We start from the raw sequence: 25025 nt of genomic DNA on the forward strand, positions 1-25025 counted from the left end.
TTACAGGGCATTTTCAGGTGTCCTCTGGCTGATTTTGCTGGAGGGCGTGTTTTGGCGATCGGATACCCGCCATTCTTTTTAATGTACCAAACCAATATCCTATCACGCAGATGACAGCATTTCACCATGGTCTCCTGAATGAGCAGCCGGTTTCCCTGACGGTGAACGGACGGGGTCTTTCGACCGTGATGATGCTGAATGAGATGGCCGAAGAGTTTGCCGCGGGGTATCTGACGACGGAGGGGATCGTGCCGTATGCGGATATCGAGTCGGTGATGCTGACGGAAACGGGCGTGAGTGTGCTGACGAAAAATCCGTTCAAGGTGCTTCTTCCAAAAAAAAGTGTGCTCTCCGGATGCGGGGGCACGGCGTCGTATCTGGATCCGGAGAAGATGCCGGTCCTTGAGTCATGCATCCCGGTGCCGAAAAATATTCTGAATCATGCATTTTCCAGCGACGTGATCAAGGCAGGCGGGTTTGGGGCGAAGGCGTTTGTCGGCGGAACGATCGCGGCATCAGCCGAGGATCTTGGTCAGTTTACTGCGCTGGACAAGGTCGTCGGTCGATTACTCATAGAGGGTATCCCGCCGGAAAGCACCGCGGTCCTTGTCTCAGGCAAGGTGACGGCGGAACTCGTCAGGAAATGCCTGCATGCAAAGATCTCGGTGCTGGCATCAAAGCAGCCGCCAACCTATCTGGCGGCCGAAGTGGCGAAGAACGGCAAGCTGACTCTTGTCTATTGAATGAACAGGGACTTGCTGATTCGCTGGATAGGACTTAAGCGGTGTTGGTGTGGATCCAATTCGAGAGAGATAGCTAGATGTGGTCGCAAGAGAAAAACCAACCGCGAATCGGCGCGAATCCCGCAAGCCTTTGGCTTGCTCCCAGAATCGGATTTGCTGATCCTCACTCTCGCTCGTCGTGTCTTTCAGCCACGACGGCTCGTCCCTTCATCGGGACCGTTCGGGCAAATCCTGTCGGTGCCCCGGCACCTCCTGAAGGAAATATTTAGGGAGTATTTTAATGAAAAAGAGGGGGAGAAATTACTATCGGGAGCCGCTGGGGCGGCGACAGGATTTGCCCGAACGATCCCGATGAGGGATGAGCAAGACAGCGAAGCTGTATTGCGAAAGTGAGGAATAGCAAATCCGATTCTTCTCGCCCGAAGGGCGGATTCGCGCCGATTCGCGGTTGGTTATTTTTATGTTTCCACACCCAAAAAACTCCTTTACGAATTAGAGTTACACAAACACCGCGTAAGTCCTATTTGAAAAAAAGGGTTAGTAGATATTCTCTGAATTATTTTCTCAGCTGCAGGATGAGTCCCGCCACATTATCGCCGAACTTCTCCAGCGTCGCCATGCCCTCTGCATCATTTGCGACATCGCCCGGTCCATGGCCGAACGCGATGTTCCAGTAAGTTGAACCGCAGACGATCATATCCGAAATGAAAAAGGACATCAGCATCTCCTGCAGCGTCGAGGTCAGACCCCCGCGTCGTGCCACGACCACCGGACCGCCGACTTTCCCTGAAAGCCAGTTCCCGTTCGACCGGGCGATCATCGAAACACGCTGGATTAAGTTCATCACATCCCCGCGTGCCGTTCCGAAATACACCGGCGCTCCGATGATAAACCCGTCTGCCGCCTTGATATCATCAAGCATATCATTCAGTCCGTCTTTCAAACTGCATTTTCCGTTTTTCTTACACTCACCGCAGGCGATACAACCCTGGATCGGATTTCCCCGAAGCGAGATGATCTTTGCCGAGAGCCCCCTCTTCTCGATCGCGTCCTTGCATACATTCAGTGCATACTCAGTATTTCCTTTCGCCCGCGGGCTTCCGGAGATCAAAACGACATCTGTCATACGTATATCTTGTAGTGCAGATGTAAAAAAGATGGATGTTAGTTCGTAACAACACGGGTGTTCTTGCCCATCAGCTTCCCGCACTGGATCTTGCCCATCACTAAAATATTGACCCCCCTCACCTCGGCGGAAATGACGCCCGGCCGAAGCAGAACGTTCCCGTCAGACCGGATCACCCGGACTTTTGCATTATCACACACAGTCAGCTGCTCTGTTCCCGCGTTCAGCTCCCCCTCGATCACCGAATCACGGCAGACGACCGCACCATTACAGGTCACATTCCCGGCAACGTGGGACTCGGGGCACAAAAAGAGTTTTCCGGTAACCACAAGATCACGCCAGAAGTACGTCCGGGGCGGAACAAGAAAGTCTCCCTCGATCAGTACAGAGCCCCGGAAGTAGGATCCTGCCTCCGCCATGTGCAGATTATCTTTTACTAATACTTTCATGCTACCCCAAGTATGCTTATTAATCCTTCAACCTCACGGATATTAATATGTTCTGAATTATCAGGCTCTTCACAGGAAAACCGCAAAGATTTCCATCAGCAGAAACACAAAGAGGGCCGCAAACATCCCGTACTTCAGATACGCCGTGCAGTTCGAAGCAGAAAGTTCGTCGGGCCGCGTAAATCCCAGCGCCCGGATCGTCACCAGAATGATGAACGCATCCACGACGCCGATCAGCACCAGATAGACGATCCCCCAGGTCAGGAACGGAACAAAGCTGAAGAGCACGGCGCACAGAACAAAAATCACGGCGAGGACTGCGGTTCCCCGGACCCCGATTCGCATCGGAAGGGTCCGTGCCCCGCCGATCCGATCCCCCTCGATGTCCTCGGCATCCTTGAGCAGTTCGCGTGCGAGCGTCCCGAAGAACGTGATGGCAAACAGAGGCAGCATCACGAGGAAGGACTCCGGCCCGACCAGAAACCCGCCGAAGAGGAAGATGCTCCCCGAAAGATAGGCTACGCTCAGATTGCCCATCAGAGGGACACCCTTGAACTTTGCCGCATAGATGATCAATAGGATCGTATTCACCAGAGCGATACCAAGACACCAGAAGTTCGTGAAACAGGCGGCGATGATCCCCGCACCAAAAAGGACACCTGCCCATACGACAGCGCCCCGCGGCGTGACCGCTCCCGACGGGATCGGACGATCCGGCCGGTTCACTTTGTCGATCTCTTTATCAAACACGTCGTTCAGTACGTTTCCTGCACCGCAGATCACAAGCACGATAAAAAACAGCAGCGCCGCAAAAAGCGGCTGCGTGCCGCTAGCGATAAAGTAGGCGATGCCTGCGGTGATACCCGAGACGCCCGCGTTCATCGGACGGATGATCTTTCCATACCCAGCCAGACTCATGTATCGTATTTGTGGGTGTGCCGCTTCGAAAAAGATATCCCCGTGAAGCCCGAATAATTATGAGAATCAGGGCATGTAGCCAAGCCAGGATATGGCGTCAGCCTCCTAAGCTGAATATCTAGGGTTCGAATCCCTACATGCCCGTTTACATTTTTTGGGGTCAATCATGGAATGCAGGGAGATCACGGAAGGGAGCACGACTTTTACCGCCCCGGTCCAGGACGAAAACACTCAGTTTCCGCCGGGCTCGGCTCCGGTCTTTTACAACACCAAAATGGAGTTCAACCGCGATATGACGGTACTCCTCACGAAGATCATACAGCCGGCTGATTATCTGGACGCGATGGCGGCAACGGGCGTTCGCGGCCTTCGGATCGCCAACGAGGCAAAAATACCGGTCACGATCAATGACCGGGACGAGCAGGCGGTCAGGATAATCCGGGCGAATGCGGAGAAACTGGGCGGCGATATCAGCGTGACCTGCGATGATGCGAACCGGCTGATGTGCACGGCCCGGTTCGATTCGATCGATCTCGATCCGTTCGGCACGCCGGTACCTTTTCTCGATGCAGCTTCACGGGCCGCAAAACATTTTCTCTTTGTCACGGCGACGGACACGGCCCCTCTCTGCGGAGCGCATTTCAAGGCAGGCTGCCGCAGATATTTTGCGACGCCGAGAAACACCGAGTATCATGCGGAAGTGGGTCTTAGGATGATGATGGGGGCGATGGCCCGGGAACTTGTGAAATACGACCGCGGCATGAAGCCGATCCTGAGTTTTGCGAAGTCCCACTACTTCCGCTCGCATGTTCGGGTCATAGGCAAAGTCACGGCCGCCGATGAAACGATCGGTCAGATGGGATTTGTGATGCAGTGCCCGAAGTGTCTCTACCGTGCCGAGCAGAAGGGGAGTCTTCTCCCGAAAACGCATATCTGCCCCCACTGCGGCGTCGAGACCATACCTGTAGGTCCCTTGTGGATGGGGCCTCTGCAGGAAAAGGAGGTCCTTGCCGACATGCAGGAAATCCTGCCCGAACTGCAGTTCGGCACAAAAAGACAGATGGAAAAGCTGCTGACATATCTCCTCGCAGAGCCGGAAACATGCACATACTATGATTATCACATCGTTTCCCGGAACATGAAGGTCTCGCCGCCGAATATGGAAGAACTGATCGCGAGCTTAAATGACGCAGGATACTACACGACCCGCACGCATTTCTGCGATACCGGGATAAAAACGACGGCGCCTCTTCATGTCATAGAAGAGATGATCCGTCTCTGGAATAAAGAAAATCTTCAGATATAATCGCCGATGTCCATCTCGCAGGAGATGAGAGAGTCGCAATACTGACAGCGGAATCCTCTGGGGTGGACGACGAAGCGGCTCTGGACCGGCTCTTTTGTGTTGGTGATACAGTTCGGATTTGGGCATTTGATGACGCCGATGATCTTTTTTGGGACCTCAACGGTTTTTTTCACCGAGACTTTGAAGTTTCTGATGATACTGATGGTCGCGTCCGGGGCGACGAGAGCGATTTTATCCACTTCATCTTTGAGGAGTTCGCGGTTTTCGATCTTGACCATGTCCTTTCGCCCGCCGCGTGAACTGGGAACATTGGATGCGACGATGACGGTGACGTTCGTTCCGTCGCGGATCCCGAGGATCCGGAGAACGGTCAGCCCTTCTCCCGGGGTGATGTGGTCGATGACAGTGCCGTTTTTGATCGGCGAGATGACGATCCCGTCTGAGATAGTGCGCACCATCAGTTCATCACCTCGCTCAGCATGGCCATTCTGATAGGAACGCCGTTGTGCGCCTGTTCGAAGTATTTGGCGCACGGGAGAGCGTCGACTGCCGGATCGATCTCGTCAACGCGGGGGAGAGGATGAAGAACGATCATGCCGGGTTTGGCAAGTTCCAGGAGTTCGGGAGTGATCCGGTAGGTGGATGCATAGTTTGCAAAAGCGACCGGGTCAGGGAACCGCTCGCGCTGGAGGCGGGTCACATACAGCACGTCGAGCTCGGAAACTGCCTCTTCTATATTGTCATGGCCGATGAGTTCTATACCGGCATCCAGCAGGTCTTCTTTGATATATCGCGGAAAATCGAGTCCGTCGGGAGCTATGGTATGGATACGGACATTATTGTATTTGGCGAGGGCAAAGGCGAGGGAGTGGACGGTCCTTCCGTATCTGAGATCTCCCTGCAGGCCGACGTCGATGTTTTCGATCCGCATGGATTCGCGGATGGTGAACAGGTCGAGCAGGGTCTGGGACGGGTGCTGGCCGGCGCCGTCGCCTCCGTTGATAACAGGGACCGAGGCGACTTCGCTTGCAAGACGGGCGGCGCCTTCTTTGGGGTGACGCAGGACGATCGCATCGCAGTATCCGGAGATGACGCGTATCGTGTCAGACAGGGTCTCGCCTTTGGTGATGGAGGTGGCTTCGACACTGCCGAGGTTGAGGATCTTGCCGCCAAGCCGCATCATTGCAGCGGAGAAGGACATGCGGGTCCGGGTGCTTGGTTCGAAAAAGAGGACGGCGAGGAGTTTGCCGTCGAGTTCGCGGCCGGTATAGTTCCCGCGGTCGAAGGCTGCTGCAGAACAGAGGAGTTTGTCTATTTCTTCACGTTCCATATCCCGTACAGATAGGATGTTTTTTTGTTCGTGTGTCATGAATGGTGCCCGGAAGTTTTCAGTGTTCAATAGTTGGACTGCCCGGGATAAATAACCCGCGGAAAATCAGAAAGGGCAGGGCGTAGCGGGTGAAGAGATGAGGCAAACGGCAGGAGTTGATCATAGACGACGACCTCAGACCTTCTCTCCTCTGCCCGAAGACCCCGACATCTCTCCCAAAACCGCACCTCCGAGAAGAAGCACCGCACCGAAGATCTGCATCGGAAACAGCACCTCGCCAAGAAGCAGGACGGAAAAAACTACCGCTGACAATGGCTCGAGATAGCCGCAGATCGCCACTGTCTGGACATCCAGCCGGCCGATAGAAGAAAAATACAGATAACATCCTATGCCTGTATTGACCGCGCCGAGAAACAGGATCGGCAGGATGTCTTCTCCTGCGATCTCAAATGCAAACCCTTTGACTATCCCGGTAAAAACGGCAACCGTCAGAAAACTGATGAACAGCTGCACCATCGAATTTTCCAGACCTGTGATGTGCGTCGCCTTCTTCGTAAAAATCACCATCACCGCATACATAACAGCCGACATAGCACCGCAGAATAAACCGAAACTGATCGTGCCGGCAAAAAGAGCCTGACCATTCACCAGAATGATGCCAAGAAGAACGGCAAAAAATCCGGCTGTCTTCTGCCGTGTCAGCTTTTCGCGGAACAACAGCGGAGCAAGCACCATTACGATCACCGGTCCGCAGTAATATACCAGAGAGGAAAGACTGACTCCTATCTGCTGATAGGCTTCATACAGGAACATCCACCCGGCTCCCATCGCTATTCCGGAGACGGCAAGATAGGCAAACTGGCGCATATGGTTAAAAACGGTGAGTTTTCCATGCAGGATGAGAAACAGCCCGATCAGCAGAATACTCCCGATAAGCGTCCGTAAAAAGACGATCTCATAACTCGAAAGGGCAATGCTGGCTGCAACGACCCCGTTTGAACCAAATAAAAGCAGTGCTGCAGTATATTTTATAAATTCCCCGTTCATGCCGTCTTTACAGATATGGTTCTATGGATATTTGAAATGATGACATTACCAAATATTTATTATGATTAGCATGACAAAAACAGATGGTTAAAGGAACCTGACGATGGACACAAATATTCTGAAATACCAGGCATTTACAAAAACAGTGGAGTCCGGAAGTTTTACCAGAGCTGCAGAACTCTTAGGATACTCCCAGTCAGGGATAAGCCGGATGATCCGTGATCTGGAAATTGAATGGAACGTATCCCTCCTGCAGAGGGGAAGGTCCGGAGTCAGACTGACCTCAGACGGTGTGATACTTCTGCCGCATGCCAAACGCGTCTTGGAAGAGTATCAAAATCTACTGGTTCAGGTGAATGAACTCCATGGTCTGGAGTCAGGCCTTATTCGGATCGGAACGTTCTCCAGCGTGGCGACCCACTGGCTGCCCAATATCATCAAGGAATTTCAAAAAGATTATCCAAACATCGACTACGAACTGCTTTTGGGAGATTACACGGAGATCGAAACCTGGATCCGCGAAGGCCGGGTGGACTGCGGATTTCTCCGTCTGCCGGCACCTTCGGATCTGGAAACCATCTTTCTGGAACAGGACAAACTGCTTGTTATTCTTCCAAAAGATCACCCACTGGCGGCTCGTGAACGTTTTCCGATCAAAGAACTGGAAAAATATCCTTTCATGCTTCTGGAAAAAGGGGGGAAAGCAGAAATCTCGGAAATTTTTGAACGGTATGACCTTAAGCCCGACGTGCATTTTACGACGTGGGATGATTATGCCATAATGTCGATGGTCGAAAGCGGACTTGGGATCAGTATCCTGCCGCAGCTGATATTAACGCGTATTCCCTACGACATCACGGCAAAAGAACTGGATGTCCCGGCATTCCGCGATATCGGGATCGCATTCCGGGATAAAAATACCGTCTCGCCTGCTGTCAAAAGGTTCCTTTCGTATCTGCAGTACAGAAATCCGCAGGGAATCTGAACCACTTTACGCAGCTTTTTTCTCAGCTCTCTTCTTCAGATACTGAAGGAGGGCAAGGATGCCGGCGCCAAGCAAAAAGAACAGGATGCTGAACGTCTCAAAACTCATCGGGGGTCTTGGCACATCCAGCGTGGTCGCCCCGAGAACGATCGCATACAGTGAGCCGATCAGAAGCCCGATACTGAGATAGATCGTCTGCGAACGGTATTTTTCGAGGCAGTATCTCAGAAGTTTTGCGATGAACACAAGCCCGGTGATCATTCCGAGCCCGAAGACGACGAGCATCGGCACATACGCCAGCTCAAGATGGATGACCGCACTCACAGCCGAGATCAGCGGGACGTACAGTCCCATGATCAGAAGCATCGTCGAGCCTGATATCCCCGGAAGAACCATCACCGAGACCGCTAACACCGCCGCAATAAAAAGAAACAGTGCAAGCTGAGGAGATATCTGCGTCAGATCCACCGAACTTTCGCGGGAGACCGGATTGAAGTACATCATCAGAGGAACCACCGCCACGCCGAGCGCGGTGAAGATGATATGCGGATAATGATTTTTCAGGCTCGAGCGCTCCTCCATCACGACGATCGGGACGGTGCATACGGTCAGACCGATAAAAAGCGAACTTATTTCATAAATATAGGTATCAAAAAGATTTGCGAGGATCACGGCGCAGATGAGAAACGCAGCTGCCCAACCGACGGCGAGTTTGAGCAGGAACGGCAGCGCGGCCTTTCTTCTCTCCATCGTCCCGGTGAGCATATCGTCCACCGAAGAGATGAACTTATCATAAAATCCAAGTAAAAACGCGATCGTTCCGCCGGAAACTCCCGGCACACTGTCGGCGACCGCCATGCACGCCCCTTTCAGAATATCCATATGTCTCTTAATACATAGGAGCCGCCTCACTAATTAGCATTCGGGCTTTGTGTGTCGCAACCATGCAATTTATTCCGATGCCCGCCGGATATATGAGGGAGAGTTTCATGAAATATATCCTTATTCTTGCTGACGGTGCGGCTGACGAGCCTCTTGAAGAGCTTGGGGGAAAGACCCCGCTCGAAGCGGCACACAAACCCAATATGGACAGGATCGCCCGTGAAGGCAGATGCGGCATGCTCAAGACCGTGGACGACTCGCTCTCCCCGGGTTCGGATGTTGCGAACATGTCGATCCTCGGCTACGATCCGCTGAAATATTACACCGGCCGGGGAGCGCTCGAGGCGCTCAGCATGGGGATCCCTTTCAGAGAGGGGGAACTCGCCTACCGGTGCAATCTGGTCACGATCGAAAACGGCAGGATGAAGGATTTTGCGGCCGGCCATATCTCGAGCGCTGAGGGAGCGGAGCTTTTCGAGGCTCTCAAAGAGAAGATCCCTGAAGCCGGCTGGTATTCGGGCGTCTCCTACAGAAATGTGATGATGCTTCCAGACGGCAAAGGTTCAGAGACGACCGCTCCCCACGACATCGTCGGCGAGGTCATCAACGACTACCTCCCGAAAGGAGAGGATGCACAGCGTCTGATGAACTATATCGTGCGGGCCTCCGATGTGTTCGAGAACCACCCGGTAAATAAAAAGCGCATCGCCGCAGGAAAAAATCCGGCGACGACGATCTGGCCGTGGAGCGGAGGACCGAAGCCTGCGATGCCGGCATTCTCTGAAAAATATCATAAGAAGGGAGCGGTCATCTCGGCAGTCGATCTGCTGTTCGGTCTTGCAAAATGTGCGGGAATGGAAGTCGTCAAGGTCCCCGGAGCGACCGGCTATCTCGACACGAACTTCCTTGGAAAAGCTCAGGCGGCAGTCGAGACCGCGAACGGCGATGCGGACTTCGTGTATATGCATGTCGAGGCAACCGATGAGGCAGGTCACCTCGGAAGTCTTGAAGAGAAGATCAAAGCAATCGAAAATCTGGATAAAGCCGTCGGCTATATCCTCGACAACTTCGACGGCTGCATCATGCTGATGCCCGATCACCCGACCCCGATCGCGAAAAAGACCCACACAAATGACCCGGTCCCGTTTGCGATCCGCGGACTCGGCGAACCGGACGAAGTCTCCGTGTACACCGAAAAAGAGGTGCAGGCGAAGGGTTCCTATGGGCTCGTCCAGGCAGTCGATCTTCTGGACATGGTCTTCAAGGAGTAGACGGATGCGGGAGGAGATCACAGCCTTCATCGAAAAGTATGTGAAAGACGCTTCCTACTTGCGAAAACCGCTGGTCGGTTTTGCCGACTGTGATTCTCTGATGTTTCCCGGTTTGAAAACCACCGTGATGCCGGGACATCTGATGCCGGCCGAGATCCTTTCCGATCCGACGGTCGTCATTTCCTATTTTTTGCCGTTTCAAAAGGAGGTCGCCCTTTCGAATGTTTCAGGGAGATACGCTTCGAAGAGGTGGGCCGAGTGTTATGTCGAGACGAATCGGCTGATCGCCTCCTTAAACACCTCTCTGATCGATTACCTCAGGGACCGCGGATTTCGGGCAGCATTTGCAGAAAACGCCGTCCATCTGGACAAACAGATTCTGATGAGCTGCTGGTCGCAGCGGCACGTCGCGGAGATCGCGGGTCTCGGGACGTTTGGTCTGAACAATCTTCTGATAACGCGTGTCGGTTCGTGCGGACGGTTCGGCTCGATCGTAACCGATCTGCCGGTCGTCGCCGATATGCCGGAGACGGAGGAGAGGTGTCTGTATAAACTGACCGGCAAGTGTTTGAAGTGCGTGAAAAACTGCCCGACGGGGGCGCTGAGCGAGGAGGGATTCGATCGCCGGGTCTGCTTTTCGCTGTGTCAGGAGAATGAGAAGAGATACGGGGCGAACGTCTGCGGGAAATGCGCTGTGGATATCCCGTGCGGGTTTTTGAAATAACACATCCGCAGTTTTGGATAAATTCTGTGGGAAAAACCGTTCGCAAATCTGAGATTTGATCTATTCGGCGTCTTTTTTATTTGGGGTGCGGGAGGGTGACTGCGGGTTGGCGACGAAGTCGACGACCTTAGCTGAGCAAATCTTTGATTTGCGATCCGGCGCGGAGCGTCCCGCGGTGGGGATATCCTAATCACAGAGATATGTTAACAATTCATCTCAAAAATTAAGATATTTCCACCGCGTCGGGCTCCGCGCCGGATCGCAAATCAAAGATTTGGTCGCAAGGCAAAGCCTTGCTCGGCTAAGGGATCTAAAGATCCCCGCCTCAGCTAAGATCGCCGTCTGCGCCGTCGACCCGCCTCACCCGAACAAAATACTCTTCGGCTCCGTATACTCATACACGAAGTCCCGCCCGTTCTCCCTGCCGAACCCCGAGTTCCCCACCCCGCCAAACGGCATCTCCGGCGGAAGCGTCAGATGCTTATTCACCCACACCACCCCGCATCGGAGCCCCTCCGCAAACTTCCGCGCCGTGCTGATCTCCGACGTCCACACCGAAGACCCCAGGCCGTACATCGTCGAGTTTGCGATATCCAAAGCCTCATCCGGCGAACCAAACGGGATCACCGACATCACCGGCCCGAAGATCTCCTCAGAAACCGCCAGCGGACTCACATTCTTCAAAAGCGTCGGCGCATAGAAATTCCCCGGCATATCCAGCCGCTTCCCCCCGTAGACAAGCTGCGCCTCGTCCCTATCCAGGACCCCCTCCACAAACGCCTCGATCAGCGCCAGCTGATTCGCATTGTTCAGCGGCCCCATATTCACCTTCTCTAGCCCGTTCCCCACAACATACCCCGAAAGCATCACCTCCGCCTTGTGCACGAACTCCTCCGCGATATGTTCATCCACTAAGATCCGCTTCGCCGACGTGCAGACCTGCCCGCAGTTGTAGAACCGGTTCCTCACCGCCGCTTTCACCGCCGCTTCGATATCCGCCGTTCTCGTCACGATGAAACTGTCGTTCCCCCCAAGTTCCAGCGTCAGCTTTTTCAGATGCGGAGCCGCCTGAAGCGAAACCGCCTTTCCCGACTGGATCGAACCCGTAAACGAGATATGCCGGACATCCGGATGCGTGATCAGGGCAGACCCCGTCTGCTCTCCTGACCCGGTCACGATCTGCAGAGCTTCTTTTGGAAATCCTCCCTCGTGAAGAGCCTCAGCGATCTTTATGATCGTTAAGGGGGCGGTCTTCGAAGGCTTTGCGAGGACCGCGTTCCCGCAGGCGAGCGCCGCTCCCGCCTTCCAGGCAAAGATCATCACCGGCATGTTCCAGGGAATGATCGCGGCGCAGACCCCGAGCGGTTTTCTAACAACGTTCAGATACCCGTATCCCGGCAGATCGCGTGCATCGCCCGGAATGCTCCCGCATACCGAAGCATAATACTCAAACACATGAGCGGATCCAAGGATCTCGTCACGCGCCTCGCGAAGCGGTTTTCCCTGTTCGGTCGTCAGAAGAGCGGCAAGCCCTTCCGCCCGTGAACGGATCAGGGACGCCGCATTAACAAACAGTACAGAACGTTTCGATGCGGCGGTCTTTTCCCAAACGGGAAGGATCTCCTGTGCCGCAGTCACGCACATATCCACATCATCAGGCGTGGTGTTTTTTATTGTGCCGATGACTTCATTCGTGGCAGGATTTCTCACGTCGAGAGATGGTTGCATGCTGGAGTATTATTCCCTGGCCTATATAGTTCTGTTCGTCGAAAGGGGAAAAGCGGAAATCTCTTGTTCCCCAAGAGAGAATCTATTCCCATGCATGAATACGCTGAAAAGATCGCATCGGTCGGCGCAGAGGCAAATCCCACCTTCATGACGCTTGGGATCAGCCCCGTTTCCTGGGGCGGCGGGACGGCCGTTTTGAAAATGACAGCGAAAAAAGAGTTCCACAACGGGATCGGATTTCTTCAGGGCGGCTTTTACGTCATCCTTGCCGACGAGGCTATCGCGCTTGCGATTTTAGCCGAGCTCGATACCGGATCAGGGACCACGACGATCTCGGAAACGACAGAGTTCATACGCGGAACAAAAGACGACGAGATCTTCGCCGTCGCAAAGATCATCCGGAAAGGAAGACGCATCATCTTCGCCGAGGCGGAGGTCAGACGCGGCAGTGTCGACGGCGATCTTCTCTCGAAGACCTCGACCTCCTATCTGATCACCCAGTGCTGAACCGGATGACATCTTCATATCTCCTCACGCCAAAGTATAACGATTATGGAGGAACATGGCAGTTGAACTGGAAGTTGTAGACCGGGTCGAAGAGTGGACCGGGTTTCTCAAGAAAAAATACAAAAGCGAACTCAATAAGATCTCGCGTGAATACCCAAGCGAGCGCTCTCTGGAGATAGACTACGGGGTCCTCGAAAAATACGGAAAGATCGGGGTCGTTCTCGCTGATGAACTGCTCGAACACCCGGGAAAGACCTTAGAGGACGTCAAAGACGCGATCCGGACCTCACGGCTCATCACCGGAAAAGATGTCGAAGGAAACGACATCTCCGATACCATAATCGGAAAAGTCAATATCAGATTCTTCCACCTCCCGCGAAAGACCCAGATCAGGGACATCCGGGCAGAAGACATCAATAAATTCGTCAGCATCGACGGGATCGTCCGCCGGGTGACGGAAGTCCGCCCGCGGCTCGTCACCGGAGCGTTCCGCTGCGTGAACGGGCATATCACCTACAAAAAACAGGAGTACGGCTCCTACTCCGAGCCGGACATGTGCGGGCACGCCGAGTGTACGCTCAAAAAGCTCGAACTCGTGCAGAGCAAATCGACCTTCATCGACTCGCAGAAACTCCGTGTCCAGGAGACCCCCGAAGGACTCCGCGGAGGCGAGCAGCCGCAGAACATCGACATCGACACGATCGACGATCTCTGCGGCAGAGTCTCGCCGGGTGACCGCGTTATCGTGAACGGTATCCTTCGAAGCGTGCAGCGGGTCGTCGGCGGCCAGAAAAGCACCGTCTTCGACCTCTACATCGAGTGCAACTCGATCGAGATCTCCATCAAAGAGTTCGAAGAGGTCAACATCTCCGAAGAGGATGAGAAGGCCATCAAAGAGATGGCCTCTGATCCGGGTGTCTACGGCAAGATCTCGCGGTCTATCGCCCCGACCATCTACGGAAACGACGAGGTCAAGGAAGCTATCGCTCTCCAGATGTTTGGCGGCATCCCGAAAGAAATGCCCGACGGCTCGAATCTTCGAGGCGACATCCATATCCTTTTAGTCGGTGACCCGGGTATCGCCAAGTCCCAGCTGCTTCGGTATGTCATCAAACTTGCTCCCCGCGGTATCTATACGTCCGGAAAATCCGCGTCCTCGGCAGGTCTGACGGCCGCCGCGGTCAAAGATGATCTGGGCGACGGGCGCTGGACGCTTGAAGCCGGAGCGCTCGTTCTCGCGGACAAAGGTATCGCCGCGGTCGATGAGATGGACAAGATGCAAAAAGACGACCGTTCCTCGCTCCACGAAGCGATGGAGCAGCAGTCGGTTTCCATCGCAAAAGCCGGCATCAACGCGACCTTGCGGACCCGCTGTTCGCTTCTTGGCGCCGCGAACCCGAAGCTCGGCCGCTTCGACGAGTATGCAAACATCTCCGAACAGATCAACATGCCCCCGTCCCTTCTCTCCCGTTTCGATCTGATCTTCATCATGAAGGATCAGCCGGACGCGGTGAGAGATCTCAACATCGCCCGCCACATCATCAAGGCCCACTCGGCAGGTGAAAAACTGATGCGGCACAAGAAGTACCCGATCCCGGGAGCGGACGATGAGTACTTCAAACGCGAACTCGCCCCGGTCACGCCGGAGATCGATGCCGCGATGCTTCGAAAGTATCTGGCCTACGCAAAACGAAACTGCTTCCCTCTTCTGAAAGAAGAAGCGAAGGATGTTCTCGTCCAGTATTATCAGAGCCTTCGAAGCGTTGCCTACGAAAACTCCGACAAACCGGTCCCGATCACCGCCCGTCAGCTGGAAGCGCTCGTCCGGCTCGCAGAAGCGAGCGCACGCGTGCGTCTTGCCGATGAGGTCGAGCAGGAGGATGCGGAGCGTGTGGTCAAGATCGTGGATACCTGCCTGAGACAGGTCGCCTACGATGCGAAGACCGGCGCTCTCGATATCGACAAGATCACCACCGGCACGTCCAGATCGGGCCGTGCGATCCGCCGCGAACTTAAAGAGACGATCGAGACGCTGATCCAGGCAAGCGACGACCGGGTCGCGAAGGTGGAGCAGATCATGGAGACGATGGAGAACAAATATCATTATAAGAGGGATGAGGTCGAACACATTCTCGAAAGAATGCGGATGGACGGCGAAGTGTTCCAGCCGAGGAACGGCCTGATCAAGTTCACCGCACCCATGAGGTAATAAAATGGCAACAGACAGAGAAAACGCCGTGTTCGAAGCGGCGATCAAACTCGGGGCGCTCTACCACCAGTTTGTGGGAACGCCCATCTCACGTTCGACCGCAGAGATCGTGGAGGCCGCTATCGAAAGTGCGGTCTCTCTTCAGCCGTATGTGACGAAGATCACGGTCCGGCTGGACAAAAACCTGATGAATGAAAATCCGTTCGGGTACTCGGAACTTACCGGGGCGATGTACGATGCCGTTATCGAAACGAAGTACGGCGACGCGGTCTGCCGTGCAAGCCTGAAGTTCGAAGACGGCTATCCGCTGATGAAGATCCTTGAGTGATGGAAAAATTTCCGATCCTCGACGATCATTTTCATATCAACCGGAGGACAGGCGTCGGCCCGTCGGTCGTCAAAGAGTTCATGCGTTCCGGCGGGACGCACATCGTTTTAGTCTCGCTTCCCTCCTGGTCGTGCGGCGTTACGCCCCATACGCCTGCGGATTACCGTCAGGTATTCGATGAACTGCTGACGGTTTCGACGATGGTGAACGAGCTTGGGTGTATCTGTTATCCGGTCGCGGGCGTTCACCCGGCCGAGATCGGGCGGCTTTCGGAAAGGCTCGGCCTAACGGCTGCCGAGGAGCTGATGTGCGGGGCTCTCGATATCGCCGCCGAGTATGTCAGTGAAGGCAGATGTATCGGGCTGAAGTCGGGCAGGCCGCATTATCCGGTGACGCCGGAGGTGTGGGAGGCGTCAAACCGCATCCTTGAAAGAGCCCTTACGCTTGCAGGCGAGCTTGGTTGTTCACTGCAGATCCATGCGGAGTCCGGACCGTGCGGGGACGTGCCGGCTCTCGCAAAATCCTGCGGGATGGATCCATCAAGGGTCGTGAAGCATTTTGCGACCTGCGAGACGCCGCTTCATCCTTCGATAACGGTCAGAGAGCCGTTTCTGGATCAGTGGTTTGCCGAAAAACGGGAGTTCACGCTCGAGAGTGATTACATGGACGATCTTTCACGGCCGGGTGCGGTGAACGGTCCGCGTTCGGTCCCCAGAAGGATGCAGAAACTTCTCCAGGAGGGCGCAGTGACTTTTGAGGATATGCGGCGTGTTCACGGCTCGGTGCCGAAACGGATATACGGCGTCGATTTTGAAATTTGATTGTCTGAACACAAATGATGATTATTTTTCTCGATTTTTCAGGTATGTATCATATTGTTTGATAATAAATTTTAATTTTGTTCACAAAGGATAGTATTATCTAGTTGTGGGTCTATTAGTCAATTGGAGATAAAATGTTTGGCATGTGCTCTTGAGTTATGCCTAAACGGTTTACGCCCGGAGAAATGCCGGGCGGTCAAAAAGCAATGATGCCCCTTCATTTGTTGTTTGATTGCGATAACCGCGCCTGAAAAGAAGGCGATAGATTCAAAACTTATAACGGATGGATAAAACATTTACGGGTGGGCCAGCCCAATGGGGGGAGGGTAACACCCAATCTCCACGTTTTGCAGATTTATTTACCGTTTCAACGACTATTTTTCTTCACAGTTACGTTTTGTAACACCTGAATCTCCTGGAAGTTACAATTTGTAACAGCCCCGCACTATTCTGTTACGATATGTTACTTATATATTGCCGTGGAGATATACAGTAAAGTATGGCAACGAAAGTCGTTCGCATATCCGAGGATGCGATCGGGATCGCAAATAAATATGCGAAGGATCTCAGCGAAGCGATCAGAATGATGGACCGGCTCATCGAAGAAAAAAGCACGCCGCCAATCGATATGAAAGCTCTGGAAAAGATGATGCGAAACTGCATCGCAGAAGAGTTCGAAAATCTTCAGCGGGGGTACTGAATGCAGCTTACCGGCTGGATAGAAGAGAGCGGCCGGCTGCTCGACCGTGCCGGGATCGAAACGTTTGCAACATCCCGGCTCGCTGAATGCGGCGGCGAGTTCATCATCGAGACGGACGACTGCTTAATCCGGGACAAGTATCATATCATGCCCGGGCTCACCGAAGGAAAACGCGTCATCACGGCCGAGCCGTGTGTCCCTGATATGCCGCTTTGCGAGGCTATCGAAACGGCCGTCTCGCTCCGCACCGCGAAGGATGCCGTCACTACACTTTCCGGAGGCGTGGACTCCTCGCTCGTCGCGGTCCTCGCGGGACTTCCCTGTATCGCGGTCGGCGTGCCGGGTTCGCATGATCTTGCGGCGGCTGAAAAAACCGCGGAGATCCTCGGTCTCCCCCTTACCGTAAAAGAGATCGGCACGGATGATATCAGGGCTGCACTCGAAGAAGTCATCACGGTCATCCCGCGGATCACGCCGCTCGACGTCGAGATCGCGATAACCGGATACTTCATCGCCCAAACTGCCAAAGAGGCCGGCGCGTCACGTGTCCTCACCGGTCAGGCAGCCGATGAACTTTTCGGGGGGTATGCACGCTACGGCCGATCGACCGATCTCCGTGCTGATCTGGCGGCCGACTTTGCCGGCCTTGCTCAGCAAAGGGAAAGGGATGCCGCGGTCGCGGCGCTGTTTGGTGTCTGGTATTCCCTGCCGTTCATGGATGAGCGGGTCGTGCGTGCCTCGCGGAAATTCTCTGCTGAGGAACTGGTCTGCGGCGACCTGCGCAAAATCGCTCTTCGGACCGTTGCCGCCGAGTATCTTCCGGAAGAGATCGCCTGGAAACCCAAAAAAGCCATGCAGTACGGCAGCGGTGTTTCAGCAGCGCTTGAAAAAATCGCAAAACGCGAGGGCTGCCGGCGCTCCGGCGAGCTGATCGAAAAACTCGCCGCCGGCAAAATATAAGAAGGCCGGGTCCAATAGGTATAAGAAATGACAGAAATATCCGGATTCGCACCTGACGGCTGGCTTCTTTTCATTGGCTTCATCCTCCTCTGTTTCATCATCATCATACTCTCGGCCGGACTCGAGAGGAGACTCCGCAGAGCAAAAAAAGAAAAGGAACAGGCAAAAGGCGGGGAAAGTCAGCCGGCTTTTGTTGAGGGGCAGGTGTATCAGATGGAAGACGGCTCCCTTGCCAAGTATGCAGGAAACGGCAAATTCCTCAAGATCAAGCGGGACTGAGATCAGATCCTGCTTTTAACTTTTTCTCGCCGTGGTGTTGTACAGCTCGGCGATGATCCCGTCCTTAAAGACCCCGACGACCGACACCGCATATTTTCCGTCCCCTATATCCGGCGGTATCTTATAGGTCAGCCGTACTCCCGGGGTGTAGACTCCCGGAGGATTCACGGGTTCGGCAGGAACGCCGTTGACATATACCTGAAGTGAAACGATATCATCGAGATCTTTGCCGCTCACGAGTTCCAGCTCGATATGCTGATTGTCTGCGGCGGTCGTCGTGAGGCCGACGATTTTTATGATAAACGAGGGTGTGCCGTACATATCGAGAAAGAAAAGCGCTACGATAAGCGTTATCGTGACCGCTATGGCCAAACCTAGCGTGAATCCGATCAGTGCCGGCGCGGGCAGCGTCTTGCCGGAAAAATACTCCCAGAAGATGTCAAGAAAGGTTGCCACTGATTGGAAATTGGCGTTGATGAGGGATAAATATTCTCTAACAGAATTTTTTTTCTATGGTCCGGCGCCGGAAAAAAAGAGGGGAGATTTTGGATGCTTCACTCGGCCAGAGTCGCCCGGATAGCGCGGCGGACACTCTCCTCAGACGTGATTGCCGGATCCCAGCCGAGTGCTCTGAGTTTGTCGACGCCGAGTCTCATCAGCGGAACATCGCCCACCCATCCGCGGTCGCCGCCGGTGAAGTTGAACCTGACATTTTCCAGCCCCATCTCTTCCACGATCAGCTCGGCGATCCGCTTTACGTTGACCCAGTCTTCCGAGCCGATATTGAAAAAGTTGAAGGTGTCGTTTGAGACTTCAGGTGCAAAGATCATCGCCTTCACGCAGTTTTCGACCGCAAGATAGGATTTGCTCTGCCGCCCGTCGCCGAGGATCTCCAGCTCCTTTGGGTTCGCGCGAAGTTTCTGCACGAAATCATAGATGATCCCGTGCGTGCTGCGTGCGCCGACGATGTTTGCGAACCGGTAGACCCAGGCTTTCCAGCCGTAGGTCGCGGCATAGGATGAGATCATTGCTTCGCAGGCGAGTTTGCTCGCGCCGTAGACCGAGATCGGGATCATGGGTGAGTAGGTCTCGGGCGTCGGGATCACCGAAGCTTCTCCGTATACGGTCGAGGTGGAGGTGAAAACGATCTCTTTTACGCCGTGTTCTTTCATAGCTTCAAGAACCCGGATCGTGGCGGTGACATTGTTTTCATACACCTCAAAGGATTTTCGTGCGGATCCGCGGACATCCGGATCGGCGGCGATATGATAGACCCTGTCTGCGCCGGCAAAATGCTTCTGCCAGCCGTCTTTGAGAAGATCGGCGGAAACAAATGTTATCTTGTCAAGATTTTTTTCGATATTGCTCATCCTTCCGGCAACCATCGAGTCGATCACGGTGACGTTATGCCGGCCGGCAGCAAGAAGATCCACCAAATGCGAGCCGATGAATCCCGCTCCTCCGGTGACGATACAGTTCATACAGTTCTTTTGGTTTTTTTCCATGATAAGGGGAACGGAAATCTCTTCGGCACAGCCGCAGATACCGAATGCCGGATACGAATCGAAAATTGGTAAAACTATAAAATCTTCCCACTCAATAGTATTAACCAATGTTACTGCAGGGACGAAGCATTGCAAAAGGGACCGGAACCGGCCCTCTCCTGATAACCGATACACCCATATCCTTCCTCGGAGGTGTCGATCCGAAAACCGGTATCGTCATCGATGAGTCCCATCCGCTCTTCGGTAAGTCGATCACCGGAAAAGTTCTCGTCTTTCCGTACGGAAAAGGTTCGACCGTCGGCTCCTATGTCTTATATGCCCTCGCGAAAAACCACGCGGCCCCCGCCGCGATCATCAACACCGAGTGTGAAACGATCATCGCGACCGGAGCGATCATCGCGGAGATCCCGACGATCGACCGCCTAAATGGCGATCTTCCAACGGACGGGGTCGTCACCGTTGACGGGACAAGCGGTACGGTCTCTTTCGCATAATGCGGGTAACCTGGCGTTTCATCGCAGCGGCCAGAAACTCCTATGCCGCCCTGTATGCCGCGTCCGAAAAATACGGATACATCCTCGAACCGGTCGATTCACCCGCTGACGGCGGGGATGTGATCTGTTATAGTCTGAATAGTCTTGACTATCCCAAATATGTCGACGAGATCCGCTCCGCAAAGCAGATCACGATCGTCGGCGGGCCGCACCCCTCGGCCTGCCCGGAAGAGGTCTCTCTTATCGCGGACTATGTCGTGGTCGGCGAAGGAGAACGGACCCTCCCTCGGCTTCTTGCCGCTCTCGAGGCGGGAGAGGATGCTTCAAAGATCCCGGGAGTCACCTCCCGGGGTTCCGTTTTCGTTCCAATCGACCATGCGGTCAGACTGGATGCATTCCCCTCGTTTTCGCGGATGAAAGGCTATATCGAACTCTCCCGCGGCTGCCCGTTCTCCTGCGCCTACTGCCAGACGCCATGTCTGCACGGAAGGCGGATGCGTCACCGTTCGAGGGAGGCGATCGTTTCCATGGCAGAAAAATATCAGGATGCCAGGTTCGTAACCCCGAACGCATTCGCCTACGGTTCGGCGAACGGCCGCGTTCCGGATGTGGAAAAACTCCGCCGCCTTCTGTCTTCGATGCCGAAGAACAACATCTATTTCGGGACGTTCCCGTCCGAGGTCAGGCCCGAGTTCGTTATTCAGGAAACGGCCGAACTGGTGACGGAGTTCTGTTCGAACACGAAGCTCCATTTCGGGGCGCAGTCAGGATCGGACTCCGTTCTCTCGAAAATGGGCAGGGGTCATACGGTCGCTGATGTCTATTCGGCGCTCGAGATCTGTAAAAAAGTCGGGCTGACTCCCGTGGTCGACGTGATCTTCGGCTTCCCGTTTGCGTCAGACGAGGACGAAGAGGCGACCCTCTCACTCGTTTCTGACGTGACCAGATACGGAACGGCCCATGTCCATTACCTGACGCCGCTTCCGGGAACGCCGATCGAAGGGGCCACGCCCCGTGACATCCTGCCGGAGGTCGATAAACGACTCGGGCAGCTCGCGTTGAGCGGACGGGTGACAGGTTACTGGCACGACAAATTCTAAGTTGTCCCTGTTTCTAACTTCGAGAATGCCAGCTCATCGGGCGATAAATAGGTCCAATAGGCCTTACCCTTATGCAGGCCGTCTTCATACTGCCCGAGGATCGTCACCTCTTTCATCTCGAATGCGTCCGCGTACTTGGCCGCGTGATATTCTTTGACAGCAGCGAGTGCTTCTTCGCTCTTCGCTTTCCAGTCCTTCTCCGGGATGACTCCTTCGCTAAAATTGATTCCGTAGATTACTTTATCTTCCGTCTCAATGATGTACTCCCACATGACGAAGTCATCGTAGGCGTACATGTTGAAGACCCCGCCGATCTCCGGCGTATTCGATGAGTAAGGTTTTTTGTCCGTGTCGAGATGTATGGCCTGATGTGTGCATCCTGCGGTTGAAATAACGGCAAAAATCAGGATAAGTATCAAGAGAAATGCAGATTTCCTCATACGTGTAGAGTTGCCTGCAGGCACCTTATATGTATCGCGAATCCGGGTTTTCGAAATCCCGCAGTCTAAAAAAGTATTTTGGCTTCAGACCATTTTTTCGGGAGCTGCCTGCATGAACTCTCTCGCAACCGTCGTGGCGTAATGGCCGGGCGGCAGAACGAAGCTCAGCTCCACATTGTTTTCAAAGACCGCGGTCTTAACTTCGGTCGCAAGAGAAATTCTCCTGTGGGCTCCGTCGAAGTTGGTTTTTACAAACTCTGCTGCGTCTGCGAAGCTCTGCATGGAGATGGTGTCCTTGTCCATCTGGGCAGTCATCGTCTCTTCGAGGGGTCCCGGAGCGACCGGGAGGGTCTTTCCGGGCATCCAGCCGACGACGAAGCATCTTCCGCGTTTCATGTGCTGGCGGGCGGTCGCGATGTTTTTCTCGGTGACGGTGTCGATCCGCCCGTTCGTGAACTCGAGATGTTCGCCGATCTGTGGTTCATTGAGCGGAGTTCCGTCTTCGCATCTCCTGGAAAGGGCGATGTTGAAGAGCCAGGACTGGTATGCCGAGACGAACATGGAGAGGAGTTTCGGCGGCATTGCCTGAAGGGCCGCTCCGTAGTCGCCAGGATTCTTGGCAAGAGAGTCGAGCATGATCCTCTCATAAGAGAGCCAGTAGGGGAGTTCATACAGAGCGGTTTTTGCGTCTCCGGTTTCGGCGAATGCTCTGCGGGCATTCTGGACCTGTTCGGATTCGTGCGGGAAGCAGCCTCCGACGTAGAGGTCGACGGCTTCTTTGAACTCGTTTCGAAGGATATGGTATCCCATTTTGTGGGTGACGGGTTTGAGTGCGCCGAATCTCTGGAGTCCGTAGTAGTTGGGGATACCGGCCGCTATTTCGCCTGCGATCGCGGCGGTGGTTTCTGCGAGATTTTCTTCTTCGCAGTCCCGGAGAGTGATCTTGAAGGTATTGCCCAGGAGCTGCCCGAGGCCGAGGGAGAACTGGTGGGTGGCGACCGGTTCAATGATCATGTCTTTGATGTTGAGGTTCTCGAGGATTTCTACCGGGACGTTGTAGAGGGAGATGTACTGGGTGGTGACGGCGTTTTTGTCTTTGGTGCCTGCCCATCCGATGCGTTTCTGGCTGATCCTTAACCGGTCGGTGATCTCGTGCATGGCGTGCTGGTGTTCCCAGGAGCGTTTGGTGAGTTTGCAGATGGTGTAGGGTCCGGTGTTGGTGAAGGTGATGGGCAGTTCTTCGACGACGAAGTCTTCGGGCGTCGTTCGCAGACGTCCGCCGACTCCCGGCTGGCTGGTGGCGTAGTACCGCATGCCGAGGTCGATTTCGAGTGGGTGGGTGGATGGTTTCATGTCAGAGGAGGGGGAGGTGCCCGGTTATTTTATTGATGAGTTCGGCTTTTGCGGGCCCGATGCCAAGCGCCGTGATGGTTCCGGGGGGGATCTCGGTGTAGCCGGCGTCGATGATGAGGGAGGCAGGGACGCCTGCCATTTCTGCAGCGAATTTGAGTTCGTAGAGGGCCCGTTCGCTTGGGGCTTTGAGGGCGACTTTTTTCTGGCCTTCCCGGAGCCATTCTTTTTTGTCAGCAAGGGAGGCTTTTTCGTAGGCGCCGATGGAGGCATGGGCTGCCTGGGCACACATTTTTCCGCAGCTGAGTTTTATGTCGCTGCGTAAGATGAGGCACTGTTTATATTTGAATACTTCTTCTCCGCCGGTCATTGGTGTGGGTACTATTTGGGGTGAAGGGGGATAAAGGAGTTTATTGGCGGACCGCTCCATAGGAGCGGTCTTAGCCGAGCAAGGCTTTGCCTTGCGATCAAATCTCTGATTTGCGATCCGGCGCGGAGGCGGATCGACGGCATAGCCGGCGATCTTAGCTGAGCAAGTCGTTAGACTTGCAAGTCGGCCCGCGGTGGAGATATCCTATTTACTGAGGACCCTATCTGTTTTCAGGTGGTCCGTATTCATTTTGCGGCCCCCCTGGTGAACAGAATCGGATTTGCTCAAGCGAGATTCCTTGTATGATACTTTTCATCACACGAAATTCACGAAAAAATAACGCAAATCAGAGATTTGCTCGCAAGTCTATCGACTTGCTCAGCTGAGGGACCTAAAGGTCCCCGCCTCGGCTGAGGTCGTCGACTTCGTCGCCAACCCGCCAACGAAATTCACGAAAAGGGGAGCAGGGGCGGAAGGACAAAAGTATGGATTGAAGACGGTATCGTCTGTGTCAAACTCAAAAACAACAATTGGTATCACTATACAGATTCATACACTTGGTATTAGAGGAGAGGTGTACTGTGGTATAATTAAATAAAGAGAGATAAAATATTAATTTAATGAGGTCAAGAATATGGATTTGAAGCTAGTTGAAATGCTGCATCTGGATTTAGAACCCGTAGGTATATTCTTTGGAAATACGGATGCAAAAATTGATTTGGAAGCTTCTCCGGAAAAGAGGAATTGTGTAATTCCTTTTGTTCTGGCCGCCGCAAAGGGTAAAGTCACGTCAATGAACGAGGACAGCTGTACCTGTCCGGGAGGAGCAGTCGGTGCCTGCTTTGGAGATGGTTTTACCAGATTGAATCCGAATATCCATAAAATGCTTTCTCAAGGGTTAGGGGAGCGCGCGCCGCAAGGAGCTCCGCCGATGGTGAGAGAAGGCGAGAGATTCTTCTGCGATGAAGAAATTGCAATGAGGTGGAGGCAGAATATGCCTTATTCAGATAAGGCATATCCACGAATTGTTTTTGCACCGCTTAGTAAATGGGCAGAAGTCGGCACTCCGGATTTAGTATTTATCTTTGCAAATGCAGACCAGATGTCAGCACTTGTTACTATGCAGGGCTTCTATAATGGAAAAGCTGTGAATACTCTTGCACCATTTGGAGCAGCGTGCCATTCTATCGTATATGCGGCAGAGCAGATAGATAAAGAAGAACCTTATGCGATCATGGGCCTTTTTGACATTTCCCAGAGAAGTGCCGCTATTAAAGACTACTTGTCAATGACTATACCGTATAGGCTTTGGGAAAACATGACGAAGGATTTAGATAAAAGTTGTCTGAGTACTCATAGCTGGAAGAATATTGAGAAACGGTTATAAGGGACAAATTTCAGTTCGATTGGAGAAGGTACTGTCAAGAGACAACATGAACGAAGCGTAGAAAAG

28 protein-coding genes and 1 tRNA gene are annotated in these 25025 nt (G+C 53.8%); 16 read left to right on the plus strand and 13 right to left on the minus strand.

Translation table 11 applies throughout. From position 1 onward, the window contains the following. Positions 1–110 precede the first annotated feature (110 nt). Entirely contained in the window at positions 111–743 is a 633-nt protein-coding gene (locus H575_RS02720) for a formate dehydrogenase accessory sulfurtransferase FdhD (protein ID WP_042697719.1), read from the plus strand. 556 nt (positions 744–1299) lie between these two features. Here H575_RS02720 and H575_RS02730 read toward each other — a convergent pair. The 3 genes from H575_RS02730 to H575_RS02740 all read right to left on the minus strand — a co-directional run bounded on the left by H575_RS02730 (position 1300) and on the right by H575_RS02740 (position 3236). Continuing rightward, positions 1300–1869, minus strand: a complete 570-nt coding sequence (locus H575_RS02730) for a flavodoxin family protein (RefSeq protein WP_042697511.1) — start codon at positions 1867–1869, stop codon at positions 1300–1302. 38 nt (positions 1870–1907) lie between these two features. Then, entirely contained in the window at positions 1908–2318 is a 411-nt protein-coding gene (locus tag H575_RS02735; protein WP_042697514.1) for a hypothetical protein, read from the minus strand. A 69-nt stretch (positions 2319–2387) separates the two neighbouring features. Continuing rightward, positions 2388–3236, minus strand: a complete 849-nt coding sequence (locus H575_RS02740) for a geranylgeranylglycerol-phosphate geranylgeranyltransferase (RefSeq protein WP_042697518.1) — start codon at positions 3234–3236, stop codon at positions 2388–2390. 69 nt (positions 3237–3305) lie between these two features. On the opposite strand from H575_RS02740, the gene H575_RS02745 reads away from it, so the two are divergent. After that, a tRNA-Arg gene (locus H575_RS02745) sits at positions 3306–3380 on the plus strand. Positions 3381–3402: 22 nt separating this feature from the next. Continuing rightward, positions 3403–4542: a tRNA (guanine(10)-N(2))-dimethyltransferase gene (locus H575_RS02750; protein WP_042697520.1), complete on the plus strand. Its 1140-nt coding sequence runs from the start codon at positions 3403–3405 to the stop codon at positions 4540–4542. On the opposite strand, the gene pyrI is transcribed toward H575_RS02750, so the two are convergent. From pyrI to H575_RS02765, 3 genes are all read right to left on the minus strand, one after another. Continuing rightward, the gene (gene pyrI, locus H575_RS02755) at positions 4533–5000 is read right to left on the minus strand and encodes an aspartate carbamoyltransferase regulatory subunit (protein ID WP_042697523.1); all 468 of its coding nucleotides are present in this window, start codon (positions 4998–5000) and stop codon (positions 4533–4535) included. The genes H575_RS02750 and pyrI overlap by 10 nt on opposite strands. Continuing rightward, the gene (pyrB, locus tag H575_RS02760) at positions 5000–5911 is read right to left on the minus strand and encodes an aspartate carbamoyltransferase (RefSeq protein ID WP_042697527.1); all 912 of its coding nucleotides are present in this window, start codon (positions 5909–5911) and stop codon (positions 5000–5002) included. Before pyrB ends, pyrI begins: the two co-directional genes overlap by 1 nt. Positions 5912–6046: 135 nt before the next feature. Further along, positions 6047–6919, minus strand: coding sequence for a DMT family transporter (locus H575_RS02765; protein WP_042697530.1), 873 nt, complete (start codon positions 6917–6919; stop codon positions 6047–6049). Positions 6920–7022: 103 nt separating this feature from the next. On the opposite strand from H575_RS02765, the gene H575_RS02770 reads away from it, so the two are divergent. Continuing rightward, on the plus strand, positions 7023–7904 hold the full coding sequence (locus tag H575_RS02770) for a LysR family transcriptional regulator (protein WP_042697534.1): 882 nt from the start codon (positions 7023–7025) through the stop codon (positions 7902–7904). A gap of 6 nt (positions 7905–7910) precedes the next feature. Here the strand turns inward: H575_RS02770 and H575_RS02775 are convergent, their stop codons facing one another. Beyond that, positions 7911–8786, minus strand: coding sequence for a DUF368 domain-containing protein (locus tag H575_RS02775; RefSeq protein WP_245241132.1), 876 nt, complete (start codon positions 8784–8786; stop codon positions 7911–7913). Between the two features lie 107 nt (positions 8787–8893). Between H575_RS02775 and H575_RS02780 the strand changes: the two genes are divergently transcribed. Then, entirely contained in the window at positions 8894–10057 is a 1164-nt protein-coding gene (locus tag H575_RS02780; RefSeq protein WP_042697541.1) for a cofactor-independent phosphoglycerate mutase, read from the plus strand. Positions 10058–10061: 4 nt separating this feature from the next. Then, positions 10062–10781, plus strand: coding sequence for an epoxyqueuosine reductase (locus H575_RS02785; RefSeq protein ID WP_052319928.1), 720 nt, complete (start codon positions 10062–10064; stop codon positions 10779–10781). 360 nt (positions 10782–11141) lie between these two features. Here the strand turns inward: H575_RS02785 and H575_RS02790 are convergent, their stop codons facing one another. Continuing rightward, complete coding sequence (locus H575_RS02790; RefSeq protein WP_042697545.1) at positions 11142–12509, minus strand: aldehyde dehydrogenase family protein; 1368 nt, start codon at positions 12507–12509, stop codon at positions 11142–11144. 90 nt (positions 12510–12599) lie between these two features. Here H575_RS02790 and H575_RS02795 point away from each other — a divergent pair, with 90 nt between their 5' ends. From H575_RS02795 to H575_RS02825, 7 genes are all read left to right on the plus strand, one after another. Next, complete coding sequence (locus H575_RS02795; RefSeq protein WP_042697548.1) at positions 12600–13016, plus strand: PaaI family thioesterase; 417 nt, start codon at positions 12600–12602, stop codon at positions 13014–13016. A 55-nt stretch (positions 13017–13071) separates the two neighbouring features. Next, positions 13072–15225 carry a minichromosome maintenance protein MCM gene (locus tag H575_RS02800; RefSeq protein WP_042697551.1) on the plus strand — a complete coding sequence of 718 codons (2154 nt, stop codon included), beginning with the start codon at positions 13072–13074 and terminating at the stop codon, positions 15223–15225. 4 nt (positions 15226–15229) lie between these two features. After that, complete coding sequence (locus H575_RS02805) at positions 15230–15553, plus strand: dihydroneopterin aldolase family protein (RefSeq protein ID WP_042697554.1); 324 nt, start codon at positions 15230–15232, stop codon at positions 15551–15553. Then, entirely contained in the window at positions 15553–16374 is an 822-nt protein-coding gene (locus tag H575_RS02810) for a TatD family hydrolase (RefSeq protein WP_042697556.1), read from the plus strand. The genes H575_RS02805 and H575_RS02810 overlap by 1 nt, the downstream gene beginning before the upstream one ends. A 499-nt stretch (positions 16375–16873) precedes the next feature. Further along, positions 16874–17074 carry a hypothetical protein gene (locus H575_RS02815; RefSeq protein WP_042697559.1) on the plus strand — a complete coding sequence of 67 codons (201 nt, stop codon included), beginning with the start codon at positions 16874–16876 and terminating at the stop codon, positions 17072–17074. Then, the gene (locus H575_RS02820) at positions 17075–18034 is read left to right on the plus strand and encodes an asparagine synthase C-terminal domain-containing protein (protein WP_042697562.1); all 960 of its coding nucleotides are present in this window, start codon (positions 17075–17077) and stop codon (positions 18032–18034) included. 27 nt (positions 18035–18061) lie between these two features. After that, on the plus strand, positions 18062–18313 hold the full coding sequence (locus tag H575_RS02825) for a hypothetical protein (protein WP_042697565.1): 252 nt from the start codon (positions 18062–18064) through the stop codon (positions 18311–18313). Positions 18314–18328: 15 nt separating this feature from the next. Here H575_RS02825 and H575_RS02830 read toward each other — a convergent pair whose 3' ends face one another. After that, positions 18329–18769, minus strand: coding sequence for a hypothetical protein (locus tag H575_RS02830; protein WP_042697567.1), 441 nt, complete (start codon positions 18767–18769; stop codon positions 18329–18331). A 98-nt stretch (positions 18770–18867) separates the two neighbouring features. Further along, on the minus strand, positions 18868–19794 hold the full coding sequence (locus H575_RS02835; RefSeq protein WP_042697726.1) for an NAD-dependent epimerase/dehydratase family protein: 927 nt from the start codon (positions 19792–19794) through the stop codon (positions 18868–18870). A 131-nt stretch (positions 19795–19925) separates the two neighbouring features. Here H575_RS02835 and H575_RS02840 point away from each other — a divergent pair, with 131 nt between their 5' ends. Then, entirely contained in the window at positions 19926–20312 is a 387-nt protein-coding gene (locus H575_RS02840) for a DUF126 domain-containing protein (protein WP_042697569.1), read from the plus strand. Continuing rightward, complete coding sequence (locus tag H575_RS02845; protein WP_042697572.1) at positions 20312–21412, plus strand: TIGR04013 family B12-binding domain/radical SAM domain-containing protein; 1101 nt, start codon at positions 20312–20314, stop codon at positions 21410–21412. The genes H575_RS02840 and H575_RS02845 overlap by 1 nt, the downstream gene beginning before the upstream one ends. Here H575_RS02845 and H575_RS02850 read toward each other — a convergent pair. From H575_RS02850 to pth2, 3 genes are all read right to left on the minus strand, one after another. Further along, complete coding sequence (locus H575_RS02850) at positions 21409–21852, minus strand: hypothetical protein (protein WP_042697575.1); 444 nt, start codon at positions 21850–21852, stop codon at positions 21409–21411. The genes H575_RS02845 and H575_RS02850 overlap by 4 nt on opposite strands. Positions 21853–21936: 84 nt before the next feature. Next, positions 21937–23205 carry a tRNA pseudouridine(13) synthase TruD gene (gene truD / locus H575_RS02855; protein WP_042697578.1) on the minus strand — a complete coding sequence of 423 codons (1269 nt, stop codon included), beginning with the start codon at positions 23203–23205 and terminating at the stop codon, positions 21937–21939. A gap of 1 nt (position 23206) precedes the next feature. After that, on the minus strand, positions 23207–23572 hold the full coding sequence (gene pth2, locus H575_RS02860) for a peptidyl-tRNA hydrolase Pth2 (RefSeq protein WP_042697581.1): 366 nt from the start codon (positions 23570–23572) through the stop codon (positions 23207–23209). Positions 23573–24206: 634 nt separating this feature from the next. On the opposite strand from pth2, the gene H575_RS02865 reads away from it, so the two are divergent. Continuing rightward, positions 24207–24959: a DUF169 domain-containing protein gene (locus H575_RS02865; RefSeq protein WP_042697585.1), complete on the plus strand. Its 753-nt coding sequence runs from the start codon at positions 24207–24209 to the stop codon at positions 24957–24959. Positions 24960–25025: the final 66 nt, after the last annotated feature.

It is taken from the genome of Methanocorpusculum bavaricum DSM 4179 (genome assembly GCF_000430905.1).
Taxonomy (GTDB): domain Archaea; phylum Halobacteriota; class Methanomicrobia; order Methanomicrobiales; family Methanocorpusculaceae; genus Methanocorpusculum; species Methanocorpusculum parvum.

Bases quoted from the DNA above. Each gene is read 5' to 3' on its own strand.
- H575_RS02720 (WP_042697719.1), top strand. From the start codon at position 111: ATGACAGCATTTCACCATGGTCTCCTGAATGAGCAGCCGGTTTCCCTG.
- H575_RS02730 (WP_042697511.1), bottom strand. From the start codon at position 1,869: ATGACAGATGTCGTTTTGATCTCCGGAAGCCCGCGGGCGAAAGGAAAT.
- H575_RS02735 (WP_042697514.1), bottom strand. From the start codon at position 2,318: ATGAAAGTATTAGTAAAAGATAATCTGCACATGGCGGAGGCAGGATCC.
- H575_RS02740 (WP_042697518.1), bottom strand. From the start codon at position 3,236: ATGAGTCTGGCTGGGTATGGAAAGATCATCCGTCCGATGAACGCGGGC.
- H575_RS02750 (WP_042697520.1), top strand. From the start codon at position 3,403: ATGGAATGCAGGGAGATCACGGAAGGGAGCACGACTTTTACCGCCCCG.
- pyrI (WP_042697523.1), bottom strand. From the start codon at position 5,000: ATGGTGCGCACTATCTCAGACGGGATCGTCATCTCGCCGATCAAAAAC.
- pyrB (WP_042697527.1), bottom strand. From the start codon at position 5,911: ATGACACACGAACAAAAAAACATCCTATCTGTACGGGATATGGAACGT.
- H575_RS02765 (WP_042697530.1), bottom strand. From the start codon at position 6,919: ATGAACGGGGAATTTATAAAATATACTGCAGCACTGCTTTTATTTGGT.
- H575_RS02770 (WP_042697534.1), top strand. From the start codon at position 7,023: ATGGACACAAATATTCTGAAATACCAGGCATTTACAAAAACAGTGGAG.
- H575_RS02775 (WP_245241132.1), bottom strand. From the start codon at position 8,786: ATGGATATTCTGAAAGGGGCGTGCATGGCGGTCGCCGACAGTGTGCCG.
- H575_RS02780 (WP_042697541.1), top strand. From the start codon at position 8,894: ATGAAATATATCCTTATTCTTGCTGACGGTGCGGCTGACGAGCCTCTT.
- H575_RS02785 (WP_052319928.1), top strand. From the start codon at position 10,062: ATGCGGGAGGAGATCACAGCCTTCATCGAAAAGTATGTGAAAGACGCT.
- H575_RS02790 (WP_042697545.1), bottom strand. From the start codon at position 12,509: ATGCAACCATCTCTCGACGTGAGAAATCCTGCCACGAATGAAGTCATC.
- H575_RS02795 (WP_042697548.1), top strand. From the start codon at position 12,600: ATGCATGAATACGCTGAAAAGATCGCATCGGTCGGCGCAGAGGCAAAT.
- H575_RS02800 (WP_042697551.1), top strand. From the start codon at position 13,072: ATGGCAGTTGAACTGGAAGTTGTAGACCGGGTCGAAGAGTGGACCGGG.
- H575_RS02805 (WP_042697554.1), top strand. From the start codon at position 15,230: ATGGCAACAGACAGAGAAAACGCCGTGTTCGAAGCGGCGATCAAACTC.
- H575_RS02810 (WP_042697556.1), top strand. From the start codon at position 15,553: ATGGAAAAATTTCCGATCCTCGACGATCATTTTCATATCAACCGGAGG.
- H575_RS02815 (WP_042697559.1), top strand. From the start codon at position 16,874: ATGGCAACGAAAGTCGTTCGCATATCCGAGGATGCGATCGGGATCGCA.
- H575_RS02820 (WP_042697562.1), top strand. From the start codon at position 17,075: ATGCAGCTTACCGGCTGGATAGAAGAGAGCGGCCGGCTGCTCGACCGT.
- H575_RS02825 (WP_042697565.1), top strand. From the start codon at position 18,062: ATGACAGAAATATCCGGATTCGCACCTGACGGCTGGCTTCTTTTCATT.
- H575_RS02835 (WP_042697726.1), bottom strand. From the start codon at position 19,794: ATGAACTGTATCGTCACCGGAGGAGCGGGATTCATCGGCTCGCATTTG.
- H575_RS02840 (WP_042697569.1), top strand. From the start codon at position 19,926: ATGTTACTGCAGGGACGAAGCATTGCAAAAGGGACCGGAACCGGCCCT.
- H575_RS02845 (WP_042697572.1), top strand. From the start codon at position 20,312: ATGCGGGTAACCTGGCGTTTCATCGCAGCGGCCAGAAACTCCTATGCC.
- H575_RS02850 (WP_042697575.1), bottom strand. From the start codon at position 21,852: ATGAGGAAATCTGCATTTCTCTTGATACTTATCCTGATTTTTGCCGTT.
- truD (WP_042697578.1), bottom strand. From the start codon at position 23,205: ATGAAACCATCCACCCACCCACTCGAAATCGACCTCGGCATGCGGTAC.
- pth2 (WP_042697581.1), bottom strand. From the start codon at position 23,572: ATGACCGGCGGAGAAGAAGTATTCAAATATAAACAGTGCCTCATCTTA.
- H575_RS02865 (WP_042697585.1), top strand. From the start codon at position 24,207: ATGGATTTGAAGCTAGTTGAAATGCTGCATCTGGATTTAGAACCCGTA.